Annotated in this window: 15 protein-coding genes; 11 read left to right on the top strand and 4 right to left on the bottom strand. The window is 58.7% G+C overall.

Annotation, left to right across the window (positions count from 1 at the left end):
• Window positions 1–129: 129 nt before the first annotated feature.
• From PQR40_RS26090 to PQR40_RS26065, 6 genes are all read left to right on the top strand, one after another.
• Window positions 130–567 (top strand): hypothetical protein, encoded by a 438-nt coding sequence (locus PQR40_RS26090; RefSeq protein ID WP_408510121.1) that lies wholly within the window; start codon window positions 130–132, stop codon window positions 565–567.
• A gap of 12 nt (window positions 568–579) precedes the next feature.
• Window positions 580–1,158 (top strand): HAD domain-containing protein, encoded by a 579-nt coding sequence (locus PQR40_RS26085; protein WP_408510120.1) that lies wholly within the window; start codon window positions 580–582, stop codon window positions 1,156–1,158.
• Window positions 1,159–1,222: 64 nt separating this feature from the next.
• On the top strand, window positions 1,223–1,477 hold the full coding sequence (locus tag PQR40_RS26080) for a hypothetical protein (RefSeq protein ID WP_408510119.1): 255 nt from the start codon (window positions 1,223–1,225) through the stop codon (window positions 1,475–1,477).
• A gap of 164 nt (window positions 1,478–1,641) precedes the next feature.
• The gene (locus PQR40_RS26075) at window positions 1,642–2,160 is read left to right on the top strand and encodes a 3'-5' exonuclease family protein (protein ID WP_408510118.1); all 519 of its coding nucleotides are present in this window, start codon (window positions 1,642–1,644) and stop codon (window positions 2,158–2,160) included.
• 99 nt (window positions 2,161–2,259) lie between these two features.
• The gene (locus tag PQR40_RS26070) at window positions 2,260–2,718 is read left to right on the top strand and encodes a helix-turn-helix domain-containing protein (RefSeq protein WP_408510117.1); all 459 of its coding nucleotides are present in this window, start codon (window positions 2,260–2,262) and stop codon (window positions 2,716–2,718) included.
• 61 nt (window positions 2,719–2,779) lie between these two features.
• On the top strand, window positions 2,780–3,094 hold the full coding sequence (locus PQR40_RS26065) for an H-NS family nucleoid-associated regulatory protein (protein ID WP_408510158.1): 315 nt from the start codon (window positions 2,780–2,782) through the stop codon (window positions 3,092–3,094).
• A 322-nt stretch (window positions 3,095–3,416) separates the two neighbouring features.
• Here PQR40_RS26065 and PQR40_RS26060 read toward each other — a convergent pair whose 3' ends face one another.
• From PQR40_RS26060 to PQR40_RS26050, 3 genes are all read right to left on the bottom strand, one after another.
• Window positions 3,417–4,319, bottom strand: a complete 903-nt coding sequence (locus tag PQR40_RS26060) for an H-NS family nucleoid-associated regulatory protein (RefSeq protein WP_408510116.1) — start codon at window positions 4,317–4,319, stop codon at window positions 3,417–3,419.
• 136 nt (window positions 4,320–4,455) lie between these two features.
• A complete protein-coding gene (locus PQR40_RS26055) occupies window positions 4,456–5,130 on the bottom strand; it encodes a hypothetical protein (RefSeq protein WP_408241272.1) in 675 nt (224 codons plus the stop codon).
• Between the two features lie 194 nt (window positions 5,131–5,324).
• On the bottom strand, window positions 5,325–5,663 hold the full coding sequence (locus PQR40_RS26050; protein ID WP_408340259.1) for a hypothetical protein: 339 nt from the start codon (window positions 5,661–5,663) through the stop codon (window positions 5,325–5,327).
• A 352-nt stretch (window positions 5,664–6,015) separates the two neighbouring features.
• Here PQR40_RS26050 and PQR40_RS26045 point away from each other — a divergent pair, with 352 nt between their 5' ends.
• Window positions 6,016–7,605: a recombinase family protein gene (locus PQR40_RS26045; RefSeq protein WP_408510115.1), complete on the top strand. Its 1,590-nt coding sequence runs from the start codon at window positions 6,016–6,018 to the stop codon at window positions 7,603–7,605.
• A gap of 954 nt (window positions 7,606–8,559) precedes the next feature.
• Here PQR40_RS26045 and PQR40_RS26040 read toward each other — a convergent pair.
• Complete coding sequence (locus PQR40_RS26040) at window positions 8,560–8,925, bottom strand: hypothetical protein (RefSeq protein WP_408241266.1); 366 nt, start codon at window positions 8,923–8,925, stop codon at window positions 8,560–8,562.
• Between the two features lie 439 nt (window positions 8,926–9,364).
• On the opposite strand from PQR40_RS26040, the gene PQR40_RS26035 reads away from it, so the two are divergent.
• The 4 genes from PQR40_RS26035 (at window position 9,365) to PQR40_RS26020 (ending at window position 14,205) form a co-directional block, all read left to right on the top strand.
• Window positions 9,365–10,987 carry a recombinase family protein gene (locus PQR40_RS26035; RefSeq protein ID WP_408510114.1) on the top strand — a complete coding sequence of 541 codons (1,623 nt, stop codon included), beginning with the start codon at window positions 9,365–9,367 and terminating at the stop codon, window positions 10,985–10,987.
• Window positions 10,926–11,837, top strand: coding sequence for a ParB/RepB/Spo0J family partition protein (locus PQR40_RS26030; protein WP_408394645.1), 912 nt, complete (start codon window positions 10,926–10,928; stop codon window positions 11,835–11,837). Before PQR40_RS26035 ends, PQR40_RS26030 begins: the two co-directional genes overlap by 62 nt.
• 41 nt (window positions 11,838–11,878) lie before the next feature.
• A complete protein-coding gene (locus PQR40_RS26025; protein ID WP_408510113.1) occupies window positions 11,879–12,799 on the top strand; it encodes a plasmid partitioning protein RepB C-terminal domain-containing protein in 921 nt (306 codons plus the stop codon).
• A 356-nt stretch (window positions 12,800–13,155) separates the two neighbouring features.
• The gene (locus PQR40_RS26020; protein ID WP_408510112.1) at window positions 13,156–14,205 is read left to right on the top strand and encodes a winged helix-turn-helix domain-containing protein; all 1,050 of its coding nucleotides are present in this window, start codon (window positions 13,156–13,158) and stop codon (window positions 14,203–14,205) included.
• Window positions 14,206–14,270 lie beyond the last annotated feature (65 nt).

The raw sequence follows: 14,270 nt of genomic DNA, 5'->3' as shown, positions 1-14,270 counted from the left end.
TCGGCTGTTGCTCCACCTAAAGCGCAATGCTGAAGAATTTCGAAATTTCGCTCGTGTCGACGAGTTAATGATATTGGTTGGTGTCTTATGTTTGTAACGAGTGAAAAGAACCGGATGCCTCCGTATGCAATGCCTTTTTTCAACGAGCTACCGGGCGCCAGCGCGTGGTCGGCGATCGAGCAACTGATTCCGCGGGACGTGCTGATCCTCCGGGTGTCACCGGCACGCTCGCGGGTCGTCCCGACAATCGTGATGCTCGACCTGTCCGAAACTGCGCCGCATCTTGAGCGGTTCGTCGGCGGGGATGTCGTTCTCCGGGGCGCCGCTGTGCTGAGCACACAACTGGCACACGAGGTCGACCGGTGGACGCTCGATCCGGTGAGTGAGATCCGGGTGGGGGTAACCGAGCCCGAACAGTACAGCCAGGGCGAACGGCTGGTGACGGTGACCCGGTTCACGACGGCGGCGGGGCGAACGTTCTCGGTGCCGTGTGCCCTTGCGACACGCCCTGCGCGAGGGAGGCGGCTCTGGCGCGCAAAAACGTCGGGGAAGCCGGCCAGTCGTTGAACGGCGCTGGCAATGGACGCGCTTGGGGGCGTGGGACCGCGCCTGCCCTGGCAGTCGATGGACGTGCTGCCGCGCTGGCGAGGTGGTCCCGTGCTGTATCTCGATTTCGATGGCGTCCTTCACCCGGAAGACGTGTGGCGTCGTCCTGGCACCGGACCGTATGTCGCGAGCCCGCCAGGGCATGTTTTGTTTGAACACGCCGCGCTACTCGAGCGCTGCCTCGAGCCCTATCCCGATTTGCGCATCGTGCTGTCAACGAGCTGGGTTCTGGTGTTCCGCAGCGTCCGCAAAGTTGCGCGCCGTCTGCCGCTGGCGCTGCGCCGGCGCGTGATCGGCGCGACTTTCCATGGCCGGATGGACCCGGTGTGGTTCCGGTCCATCCCGCGTGGTGTCCAGGTCTGGGGCGATGTGTGCCGGCGTCAGCCCGAAGCGTGGCTTGCGCTCGACGATGATGATGCGGGCTGGCCGGCGGTGTGCCGGGGTCACCTGGTACGCACTGATCCGGTGCTGGGCATCAGCGCGCCGGCGGTCCTCATGGAGTTGCAGACGCGACTCGCAGCAATGCACCGTCTGGACGAAGGCTGGCCGTGATAATCCGCCTTATCACGGCCAACGTGAGTTCGCCCTCATCCTGGGCGCATCCTCTGGAGATGACATGAACAGGCACAGGAAACCGCCGGCATTGCCGCCCGACGAGACGTCCGCGCTACTACGCGCCCGCCTGCGGCGCTTCGCGCTTGCTACCCGCGACGATGCCACCGGAGCCGCCACGATTCCATTTCCGGAGCACGTGAGCGTACTCGCCGGGCCGCTGCGGCGGAGCCGCCGCTTGCGCCGGGACGGGATCGGCGGGCAGCCGGAAGCGCCTGCAACCGCAGACGGTCCGACGAAAGAAGGGAGTGCACCCTGAGCAGCATCGGGCGGCCGGGTTTTGCTGGCACGGGTGCGAGGGGTGATCTGGATGCACACGGAGCACCCGGCCGCATCTCCGGGCCAGGACCCAGGAATGCCGCTTCGGGACGGGATGCGTCGGGGCTGCACGCTGCGGGCCCGCAAAAGAAAGAAGAACAGGACATGACGGATACATCCTTTCACGGCGCGCTGCTCTGGCCGCTGCCGGCCGAACTGCAAGATGGTTCGATTAACCGCTATTTCATCGACACGGAATTCACCGATTTCCGGCACTGCCAGCTGGTCAGTCTCGCGATTGTGGGTGAGAACGCGGACGAGTTCTACGGCGAGCGTACTGACTTCGATCTGGCACGGTGTAGTGACTTTGTCCGCAAGGTGGTGCTGCCGCAGCTCGGCCAGTTTGAGGGGCGAGCGATGCCGTTTGACCGGCTGCGGGAGGCACTGCGCGCATGGCTCGGCAGCGTACCCGGCGACTCCGGCCCGGTACTCTGCTACGACTACGAGACGGACCTGAACCTGTTCCGGTTCCTGCTGGGTGGCCCCCTGCCGCGCGGCTGGCGGGTCGAGAATATCGCGGGCCGTCGCGACCGGGAGCGGCGCGCTGAATACTTCGCCCGGCATGGCGGCGAGCACCACGCGCTGCATGACGCGCGGGCCAATGCGTACTCTTTTGCGGGCTGAATACAACGGACGTGAGCCGGCCGCTGGAAGACCAGGCTTCCGGGTCGGACGAAAACATCATTTCGATGAAAAATTGCAGGTGCCAGGCAGGAGACCAGGATGACCGGAGGCTGGGAGTGGATTCCACGATCCGACGCATGGCGGATCGCACAGCGCCTGCGTGAGCGTCGCAGGGCGTTTGGATGGACCCAGGCTGAACTCGCGGCCAGGGCGGGCGTGGCGCAATCGACCCTGGTGCACTGGGAGACAGGGAGATGGCCCAACGCCATTGCTACAGCTACGGTGAACGCGCTGGAAGCAGCCCTGCAGCTGCCGCAAGGATGGCTGCTCAGTCATGACGTGGAGCCGTTGCTGGATCCGGTGTTCGATGCCGGAAGTGCAGTGGCCCGGGAAGGAGGAGGGAACTTCCAGGCGCGAATTCCCCCGGCCCGGTGCAGGGAAATCGGCCCGCGCGCCAGGCGGCTGCGCGAGGAACTAGGCCTTTCGGTGGCGGAAGCGGCGCGCGCGTGTGGTGTACCCGCCTGCAAGCGCTTGATTCCGCGACGTAAACGCTTCTAATCCTGCTAACCAAAATTGCCCACCTTCGATGGAAAACTCCGAAAAAACTGTCACGGGATGAATTCATCGAGCGGGCGTACCAGACCTCCAACCAAGTTTCATCCCCTCCTGTTGTTGCTCTTCCTCGCCTCTGCATCCTAAACTGACGGCTCACTCCGGCTGTGCCCGCCAGCGATACCGCAGTGCTTTCGGCCACACGTGGGATGGCAAGGGCGATATGCCTCAATGGCTAAGGCAAGCCACGAGCGCTGGGCAGTCACTGGCGCACTTTGCTGTTGAGAAATCGTCAACATCGAATGGCGGTGGACGTCCGGCAATTGACTGGAGTCGGGACCCGTTCGCTGGCATGCGACTGGCGACAGTTCGGCCGTCGTAAGCGGCACGTAATAGCTGTCTCATGCTCGTTGTTACGACTGCGTAACCTCGTCTTCAACTTGTCTCGAGGCAGGGTTCGCTCACCAAGCCAACTGATGAATGCCGCTTCGTCAACCTAGACGACCGTGTCGGCGACGTGCAGTGCCCCTCGGCGACGCCGTCCCCGACAGCACAAAGGCGGCACACGCCTGCAAGCGTGGTGACTGGCAAGCAAAATGCGCCAACCGTGTGGACGCATTGCGGACCCACTCGAGGTAAACCACGGCAATCCCGCGTGCCGGCGCAAAGAAAAGCGAGTTCTGTGAACTCGCTTACACGGTCAACTAAGCAGCCGCAGCTTCCGGCGCGGCCGCGACATTCGTCGTCGCGCTGACCTTCTTGGCGACATCCGATTTTTGCACCGCGGCCCTCGTCGCTACCGCCGTCTTTGTCGAGGGCTTCTTCGCGACTGCCTTCGGCCTGCTCGCAGCGGCAGAATCCACAACTCCGCTAACGCCATCAATCAAAAACTTCGTCCGGTCTTTCGCACCGGCTAGCCAGGCCGGAGCCGGACCGCGTCCGCTCCAGGTCGCACCGGACTTTGGGTCGCGATACCTAGCCGGCTGCGGACCTTTCGGCTGAGCCTTGGTAGAGGTCGCACCAACTGCCTTCGAGGTATTCTTCACCGCAGCCTTCGTCTTGCTCACAACACCTGCGTTCGTCGCAACAGTTGCTTCAACACCATCTGCAATCAGGAACTTACTCCTGTCTTTGGCTTCGGCAATCCACGCCGGAGCGCGACCGCGTCCACTCCACGTCGCGCCCGACTTTGGGTCCTGGTACATCACCGGCTGCGGACCGCGGACATAGTTGCCAGCAGCCTTCGCCTTGCTGGGAGGAACCGGCTTCGCCGTCGCCGTACTTCCGTCAACCAGGAATTTGTCTCGGTTCTTCGCAGCGGCAATCCAACTTGGTGCCCGGCCGTGTCCGGTCCAGGTTGCACCGCTTTTCGGGTCGCGATACTTGACCGCAGCAGCGCTACCTTTGCTCATAGTCTTAATAACCGCCTTCGCGGCGCGCCGCTTGCCGTCAGAGTGCGCGTCAATGTCGGCAGTGGTCAGGCCGTGCTTCGCCATCAACTCGCGAATCTTGTCGATGACGCCCGACGATTGCTTTGCAATCAGCGCATCCGCCTGCGCTTGGAGTTTTTTCATCTTCGCCTGGACTGCTTCCAAAGTTGTTGCCATCAAATGACCTCCTAATGATTGTGGCCGCAATATGCCACGGTCGCGCAAGAAAAGGCTAGTGTATTGACTGGAGTGACGCATCACCGAAAATCACAATAATGCGTCGCCGCGCTTCATGCTTTTCAATGTGGTCCGCTCAGGGCTTGTCCTTGTCGCGAACATTACTTGGCGATTCTTCGGTGTTTCCACCGTTCCTCTTGCGGCGTTGGAGCAGAGCGCCGAAACCAACGGCGACAAGCAATGCCGCCATCAGGACGGCGCTCACGCCGGTCGTACTACGAGATTCACTTGCGCTAGAAGGAGCAGACGCGACCGTAGGCGAAGAGGCTTGTGCCTCCACGGGTTTCGGAAGCGCCACGCCGGCGGCACTTCCTTGGCGCACCAGAGATGCTTCCGATGTCGGCAACGCCTGGGATGTGGGAAGGACGATTGCTTCCGAAGCAGGTCCGACGGGAGCCATAGCAGTAGCCGAGGATATAACCGGAGAAACTGCAGCGCGGGAGCTGGTTTCGGCCGACCTGGTCATCGCCTTCCACTGCGCGAATACGGTGTCAATGCAGTGGACGTCACCGCAGGTGTTGCGCGATTGGCGCCACTGAGCGAGTTGTTCAGGTGAGAGCTTTCCACTGCTCAGCAGAGCCTGCTGCTGCGCGAAGACATCGTCGTATTCATTGTTCAGGATGGCGTGGTCGCATATAACGCGCTCCGCCGGTTGTCGCGTGGTCGCACATCGAATATCGCTCGCCCTCGCTCCGGTTGAGTCAAGCGCTGCCATAAACAGCAGCAATGCAAAGTAATACTTCGGATGCACCAGTCCTCCTTTAAGGCAGCTTAGCGTGTAGCAGCGGCAAGACCACGCTACGCGTCCGCAGACCAACGGGCCACCAGTCTTGGACCGAACACACCGCCCAAGTTGCCGTCACGGCAGCTTAAGTGCCCACAGTACGTCGCATCGCCTGGAGCTCGCCAGTGTGATTGCCTCAACTTTCTAGCGATGGCCTGCGACTAATCCGCGGAAAACACAACTGCCGCCGCATCACCGACTCGCGTAAAGCTTCGGACAAAGCGATAGAGTTGACCGCCGATATGCATCTGATTCGCACCAGAAGACGTCGACTCAAGAATGTCGTTTTCGAACAAAGTTGTAATCGTGTCAATCTGCATCAGGTCTTCAAGTGGGCCTGAAGGGTCCCCTAGATGCACGGTACAGGCACTTGTCGTATGTCGTGTCATCACTATGCTCGTAGCCTTATCGAGCGACCTCTCCAGATATTTGGCGAGTGTTAGCAGTGGTTCCGGTACGCGCTCAGGATGAGCTTCCTCCAATCGCTTTTCATGTGACATTTTGACCTCCTTCGTCCGATGGGCCGTGTAACCGCCAGGCTCTTTTCCGAGTGGACATCATGACACGAATGCAACTGCGGTGACCAGCGACGGATGTGTCCGTCCCGATTGTGTACCCTGATAATAACGGCTCGACCTGTGCCCAACGACGTTCGCGGCGGTGATTCGCAGAGCTGCGAAAAGCCAACTTCCCCATCCTCCGGCTCGCGCGCAACATAGATTCGGTCTAACGACTTGCTGCTGGGACAACTGCTTCCGTGCAGATTAGGTCTCGTGACTCCGCGACGCGACTCTCCTTGACTTCCTCCACAAAAACACTATCACTGAGCTGTGCTGTAACCGGACACGTCAGATGCCTTTTGCAAGGGGTCCACGAGCAAGTCCATCTGTGCCTGTCCGTGCCGCGCAGTACATCCGCATGTCGACGGACCATCAAGAATATTCCCCCGTATTCCAGAGACAGGCTATCGCAGACTATGCGCTTGCCCATCACATCCGCATCGTCAGTATGTACGAAGACGCTGGCATAAGTGGCTTGACCTTGCGAGAGCGTCCGGCGCTCATTCAGTTGCTATTGGACGTTGATAGCCCGAAACGCAAGTTCACCACTGTGCTTGTGTACGACGTCAGTCGTTGGGGCCGATTTCAGGACGTTGACGAAGCCGCATTCTATGAATTTGCCTGCCGGCGTGCTGGAGTCAATGTCATCTACGTCGCAGAGCCTTTCGAAAACGACGGAAGCCCGGCGACGTCGGTTTTAAAGGCGCTGAAGCGGGCGATGGCCGCAGAGTTCAGTCGGGAAATGTCCCGCAAGGTTTTCCTGGGGCACTGCCTCAATGTTGAGCGCGGCTTTCATACGGGCGGCCCTCCCGGCTACGGATTACACCGCGTTCTTCTCGACTCAGACCGCCACATTCGGCACGCCCTCGACAGGTACGAATACAAGAGTGTTCAAACTGACCGTGTCATCATCGCGCCGGCGCCCGGAGGCGAAGCAGCATTAGTTAGAAAAGTTTTCGAGTGGTACGCAACGCAGCCAATCTCCGCGACCGCAATAGCACGGCGCCTCAACGACTTCGGGATTGCCAATGGTTTCGGGCGACCATGGCAAGGCCAAAACATCCTGAACATCCTCCGCAACGAAGCGTACATTGGCACCAACGTGTACAGCCGGACCACTTCAAAATTGGCCAACCCATGGAAGCGGGTTCCAGAACAGGACTGGATTCGTGTCCCGGGAGCGTTTGAGCCGGTCGTCGACAAGCGCATCTTCACCGCCGTTCAGCAGAAAATGGAACGAGCGCGGCGTAGACCCACGAGGGACGAGATTGCCGACGGTCTTCACAAAGTTATCAAACGAGCCGGTAAGCTCAGTCAGGCGACGCTAAGGCATTACCGTAGCGCGCCGTCCGTTGAGCAGGTAATGCATGAGTTTGGAAGCCTGAACGATGCATACAGGGCAATAGGCTATGCACCGAATCTGGACCCGGCCCGCTCGGAAAACCGCTATGTCGAACGCCGCATGGAAAAGCGGGTCGCTGATGTAACCATCGATGTTTTGCAAAGTCTGGGCCACGAGGTGCGGTACGAAAAGCACACGGATGCGATGTGTATCGACGGCGCGTTGAGATTGAAGCTTGTTGTTCGCAGCCCTTGGCTTATCGGCGGTCACGAGCCTTACTGGGTCGCGCGTTGGCCTGACTGCTTCCCTATAGATTTCCTTATGTACGGCCGCATAGAGCGTGCTAGTTCGGAACTGCTCGACTTTCACATTTTCCCGCGTGGAAGCCTCGTTCCGGGGGCATACACGGTAATCCACCGGCACGGCCAGGCACATTTCAAAGCCTATCTGCACCCCAATCTGGCACCCTTGCTTGACATCGTTGAGAGCGTCCCCCTTGAAGTATTGGTGAGCAAGACATCCTGTCGGAGATTCTCTTGATGCGCCCGCGTCGACCAGGCACCAGCTCCTCTGGAATTGAGCCAAACCCGCGCCGGGAGGATGGCGAATCAGAACCAGCAGAGCTCCAACCTGAACGTCGTCGTACCAGTGGAAGGACGACACCGGAGACAAAGGCCAAAGACGTTCTCAAGCTGGAGCGTGCGCGCCAGCGAACTGCAATCCGACATATGCAGGCGACGCGCAGCGAGATGGCTCTGACGACAAAGGTCCTACTGGAGCTGTTGTCGGACCCAGCCTTCGTGGCGCTGTTACGTGCCGAGGGGTTCACCTCGATGCCGAAGCTCATTCATCAAAGGCTCGTAGAGCAACGCTTATGACGCAAGCTCGACCTGCGAGGTTCATACGTCGTTCAAGCGCTGCTCGGGCCGAGTGCGAAAGACCGCCAGAAATTTGTGCGGCAGCGTTCGCGCTGGTCGTCGGGCAAACGCTTCCGAAGCGGACAGTCGCAGCGCTCGCGAGGATGACTCCGGCGCATCAGGTTGCAGCTGCCCGGACGATGGTCGCAGTGGACAACCTCAGCGGAGATTTCGCTCGGGCCCTACTGGCAGCGACGCCATCAAGTGGGAGGGTCGATGATGCACGGGGGCGACAGTCTCACGCCGATTTCGCAGCTCGATTGGCCGTGATGGAACGGGGGCTCGTCCAGATGCAACTCGAAGCGGCAGAGCTACGCTCGCATTACGACGATGACCTGTTTCATCTGGCGCTCGCAGCCAGTTACGTGCGGGGCTGGATGCGGAACGAAGTGGTCACAACCTGGCTCTACTCGCACCCTCCGGGGTTTGCTGTCGTGCTTGACCGCCTGGCGAAGGCGGCGGACTTTGCAATTGAGCCAAGGCGTCCGATGAGGCTTCCTTACTCGCCGGCTGCGAGTCACGCAGTGCCACGCAAAGGTAAATCAGGTAGACGTCCACCGGCAAACATCGAGACCCGTTAAGACCACCGCGTACCAACAAGGTAGGTCAAGCAGTGCTGGTAGATGGTTCGCGCTGCTTCCGAACGAAAGTCCAGCCTCAAGTTCTCACAAAACAGCGTGGTAAACGTCTGTCTTGAAAAAAAGACGGGCAATGGTGCCGTCTCCAATTGTCGGGCCAGTTCCAGGGCGCGACTCGACAGCATCACCCGCTGCATGACATCAGCGCCGCCACCATTGGTCTTTAACCACAAGGTTGTGGACTCCACGACGTGGCCGTGCGAAAGCCAGTCACCCGTCAATTGTTTCGCGAGCAGGTGCGACGAAACAAGATAGGCAAGCAGTTCGGCTCGCGCCCTTAGGTCGAGGTTGAGTGGATTCTTCACGCTTTAACGCAATCAGTAGATTCAATGGGAATGATACAGCCGTCATCGCCAGCGGCGGCACCTCTGGCAGTGACTGATTCGTAACGGCGGCGAAGAGCAACGAATCCGGTTCACCCAGTGCCGACCAGCGCAACCAAAGACACGAGACCAGCATGTCAGGTCCCGGAGACGCGCGGGGTTGCAGAATCATGTTCACGTTTTTTCCTTCCGCAAGCTCTCAATCGTCCAGCCAAGTTCAACTTCATGTCTGTAACCACATACGCGGCAGGCACATTAGGGGCATGACCGACGAGTGAATTTTCTTTTTGAGTTCACGTGGCGCACCGGTGGGCCACGCGGTTGAGACCCCAAGTGAAACACTACAGCGCTGACATTTATCTTCCTTGACTTGGGCTACGACGGACCTATCACTAATTACCGCGCAAGACAGGAGACGAGAATGCCACAAGCGGATGGAATATTGACCTCCCTTGCTGGCAGGCTCGCAGCGCAGTATGTGCGGATGTCTACGGACTACCAGCAGTACTCAACTGAAAACCAGAAGCTGGCCATCGCTGAGTTCGCCGCAATACAGGGAGTATCCATTGTCGCCACCTACGAGGACACAGGGAAAAGCGGCGTGACACTTAAAGGCAGACCTGGTCTGCTCCAGCTACTTCAGGATGCACAGGCTCCTACTCATGCCTTCAGCCTGGTACTTGTGTACGACGTCAGCCGTTGGGGTCGCTTTCAGGACACCGATGAGAGTGCCCACTACGAATACCTGTGCCGGCAGGCTGGCGTGCAGGTTGTGTATTGCGCAGAAACTTTCTCGTACGACGGCGGCGCTGTGGCGACGTTGATGAAAACGCTCAAGCGCGCGATGGCCGGAGAGTACAGTCGTGAGCTGTCCCGCAAGGTTTTCACCGGCCAATACAGACTTGCTGAGCGAGGTTTTTGGCAAGGTGCGGCTCCGGGATACGGCCTGCAGCGCGTACTGGTTGACTCGGATGGGAGTGTCAAAGGTCCTCTGCACCATCGGGAGCACAAAAGTATCCAGACAGACCGAGTTATCGTGACCCCCGGTGACGAACGCGAAGTGGCGCTGGTTCGCCGCATCTACGATTGGTACGTTTGTCAGGGAGTTGGGTGCAGACGGATTGCAGACCGACTGAACGCGTTCGGAATCTGCAACGCACATGGTCGTCCGTGGAATCCACAGCACGTTACGGACATTCTGAGCAGTGAAAAATATGTCGGGACTAATGTCTACGCCAGGACATCCAGGAAACTCAATGGCAACTGGCATAGGAATCCCCCCTCCGAGTGGGCTCGCTCAGAGGGCGCGTTTCCACCTCTCGTTGACCACGCGACGTTCGATGCCGCTGAGAGAATTCGGACGAACCGAACACAGAACCTCAGCGACGACGAGATTCTGAAAAGATTGAGCGACTTCGTGCGCTCCTCTGATGTAGTGAGCGCCAAGGAAATCGACCGGGCCCGGGCAATGCCCGCAGGAAAGACGTATTCCGTACGATTCGGCTGCATCAAGAACGCGTATGCGCTAGTCGGATACGAACCACGCTATCACATCGGAGGACCTGAAGTTTTTCGGGCGTCGCGGGCCGCCCAGCAGGAGTGTATTGGAAAGACCACCGCAGCCCTGACGGCTCTGGGCCATCGCGTGGACATTTCCGCGGACGAAACTACCATTCGGGTAGACGATGAACTGGTCATCAGATTCGCCGTTCGTCCGATTCTTCATTACGACCGCCGTGGCCCGCGCTGGAGAGTACGCTGGCCAACCTACTCGTCGCCCGACTTTCTCGTCGTATTGAGGTTGGACTCCGCGTTTGAAACTCCAATCGATTTTTATATTTTTCCTCGGGGCAGTCTAGTGCCCGGTTACGATTTTTCGCTGTCCATCCGCAGCGGCAGTAGCGAACCTTTCGAAATGTTCCGGTTCCCCGACGAGAGGATTCTGCTTGAACTGACAGCGCGGACTCGCATGGAGGCATTCGATGGAAGCCAATCACCTGATTCCAATCGTAGACATCCAGATTCACCAGATTCGAGTGCTTAATCCCCGGACCCGCAGCAGTCGTCAAAGGCAGGCACTTATCGACAGCATTGCGGCGGTGGGATTAAAGAAACCGATAACCGTAAGCCATCGGGCGTGCTCCGACGATACAGCCGTGTTTGACCTGGTTTGCGGTCAGGGACGACTCGAAGCAGTTCAGGCTCTCGGCCATGACACGATTCCCGCACACGTCATCGACAGCGCTGAAGACGAGTGCCTCGTCAAAAGCCTCGTCGAGAATATCGCGAGACGGAACCACTCCACGATGGAGTTACTCAGGGACATTCAAAGCCTCAGGACATTCGGGTACACGGACAACCTCATTGCAGAGAAGGTAGGCTTGTCTGTTGCTTATCTGGAAAGCCTGATGTTTCTCCTCGAACGCGGGGAAGAGCGGCTTATAACGGCCGTCGAGGCCGGAAACATCCCCATAGCTATCGCCATGCAAATCGTACGCGCCGATGACACAGAGGTGCAATCTGCACTGGTTGATGCTTACGAAGACGGGACGTTGAAAGGGCGACAGATTGCGGTAGTTCGTAAGCTGCTTGACCGCCGCGGCAGGTCGAGAGGAAATTTGCTGCCTGTTTTTAAGGGACCCAGCGCTCCCAGGCCCCGCGGACTGGCTCCCGAGCAGTTACGTCGTCTGTATATGCGGGAAAGTGACCGGCAAAGACTGCTTGCAAAGAAAGTCGAGGTTACTCACGCGCAGTTGCTGTTCATTGTTCATGCCCTGCGTCAGCTGATGCGCGAAGAAGATTTCATCGGCCTTCTCGAACGGGAGGGACTCACAACACTTCCTCGCGTGCTCGACCAGCGTATCAGGGCGGAGGCACAATCATGGTCCAGTTAATAGTGCAGCCCCTCAGGGCCGCGTTTGAGCGCCAGCCGATAATGCTACAGCTGGATGCGTTGGTTTCATCGCGGCCCCTGCCTCACAATGTCATAAAGAGCAGGAAGTTCCTGCAGATTCTGGCCTCCATCTCCACCGTTGGTCTTGTAGAACCAGTAATCGTGGCGCGCATTGCAGATGACGAAGGCAGGTTCCGGATTCTCGATGGTCGTTTGCGAGTGGAAGCTGTTCGTCGCCTGAATTCCACAGAGGTCTTGTGTCTTGTCGCGTCTGACGATGAAGCGTACACGTACAACAAGCACATAAGCCGGCTGACATCGGCGCAGGACGCACGCATGATTGCCAAAGCAATCGAACGTGGCGTTCCACGGGAGCGGATTGCCCTGGTACTGGGAATCGACATCGGTACGGTGAAGCGCCGGGCGGAACTGCTGGATGGGATATGCCGCGAGGCCGCGGCCCTGCTCGCAGACAAAGCCTGTCCGGCGACGACCTTCAATACATTGAAGCGAATGAAGCCGCTCCGGCAGTTGCAGGCGGTGGAGCTAATGTGCGGCCAGGGAAACTTCACGTCAGCTTTCGCGCGCGCCATCGTGGCTGCGAGTCCACCGGAGCAACTCGAAGAGAGTCCCGCCACCCGCAAAAAGTCGGAGAACGAGGTGATGACTCAGCTCGCCATACTCGAACGGGAACTGGCTACGCTTCAGGCCACAGTGGCTCAAACTGATGAGAGGTATGGTGTTGAGCACCTACATCTCGCAGTATCGGCTGCGTATGTGGCGACGCTTGTGAACAATGAGCATGTGTCTCACTGGCTCAGTGAGCGGCATCCCGATTTTGCTACCCAGTTCGAGACTATTAGCAAGGACGCGCGTGACGCCCGTTCTGCGTCCATCGACAGCGGCCCAAGGTCCAAGAGTTTCCGGCACGTTGACGGCGATACAGCTCAACCAGCTCGCTAATCCACGTTGCACGGCTGCTGTACGCGAGGTGTAATCGAGGTCCAGACGAGCGGTAAATCAACAACAGACAACCCCCGTCAGATCGCCAGAAGCATATCTGATTGGGCGGCTGCGGCCTCGCGCGGCTGGTGAGGCCGGAGACTCGCCATTTAATTCGATAACAGCCATTCAAAAAGTCCGATGATGAGGCGGTTTTGCCGTGCAATCGGGCCGATGTCGTCCTTTCCCGAAGCTTACGATTACATATCTGGTCGTGAGGCTTTTCGAGCCGCCTCGGCCCGAGATTTGTCTTGAATCGTGTATAAATACCGATCGCGCAGTGCGACATAGCAACCAATTGATTTTCCCTCGGGACGATGGGCAAACAGATAGACGATATTCCGCTCGCACAACGCAGGGCTCTTGCCGCCAGGCTTCTGTTGAATGGCGAAGGTATTAGCGAAGTGTCCAGGAAGGCTCGACTCAGTCTTCCGACCGTGAGCAAATACAAGGACCTGATAGAAAGGGGGGGAGCTACCGCTCTTGCTCGCTTTCCCATCCAGGGGAGTACCCCCCGACTGGACGATGCTTCGGAAAGCTGGCTCGTTAGCGCCATCAAGCACTCACCTGGCCTTCACGGCTATCCAGGGCCGACGTGGACGATAAGCCAACTGCGCGAATTGATCTTTCGGCGTTTCGGAGTCCAGTTTTCAGCCTCGCATGTTGGCTACCTTGTTCGGGGTTACGGCCTCGCATACCGACTCACCTATTCAACTTCAGAAAAGGCGTCGGCTACTACCGCGCAGAAATCGCAGAGCGACGTCTATGCCGCGCGTCGAAAAATTGCTGCGAAAATGTTGCTGGATGGGGACAGTGTCGAGCGCGTCTCGAAAGCGCTCAACATCAGCGTGCGCACCATTACAAAATACAGATCAATGGTAGTTGCTGATGGGGTTAAGGCTGTTGAACAGATCAAGTCATCGGGGCGCAAGGCTACGCTTGGCCCCGAAGCTCTTGAGTGGTTACGAGCGACGTTGGAAGGCAGCCCAATGGCCCACGGCCATGAAACCGAACTCTGGCGAAATGGGGATATTCAAACGCTGATCCAGGAGAGATTCGGCATTTATCATTCCAGTGGGCACGTGAGAACCGTCGTCGGGAAGATTGGAATGGACCACCGGATGCGATCGCCGAAACGGCGCACAGAGGAGGGACGTTCCCCGATCAATGATGAAACGCTGGCATGGATTGCCGCGGCGCTCAGGCAGTCGCCTCGAGCACATGGCATAGCGGCTGATCACTGGACGAACGCGCGTTTGCGCACCGTGCTTCATCAACGGGTAGGCGTTAATTATTCTCGCGGATATATCTGGGAAATCGCCGCCCGTGCCGGGGTGGCAGACCTCCTTACAATGCGCCGGGATTGATCAATTCATTCGGACCCTGGCCATAATCGTCCACGCAGCTACGCGTCAGCTTTTGCGCGGACTCC

Origin of the sequence: Paraburkholderia sediminicola, from assembly GCF_046026855.1 — a bacterium.
GTDB lineage: Bacteria > Pseudomonadota > Gammaproteobacteria > Burkholderiales > Burkholderiaceae > Paraburkholderia > Paraburkholderia sediminicola_A.
Note: the sequence above shows the minus strand (reverse complement) of the source record. Positions and strands in the feature narration are given on the sequence as shown.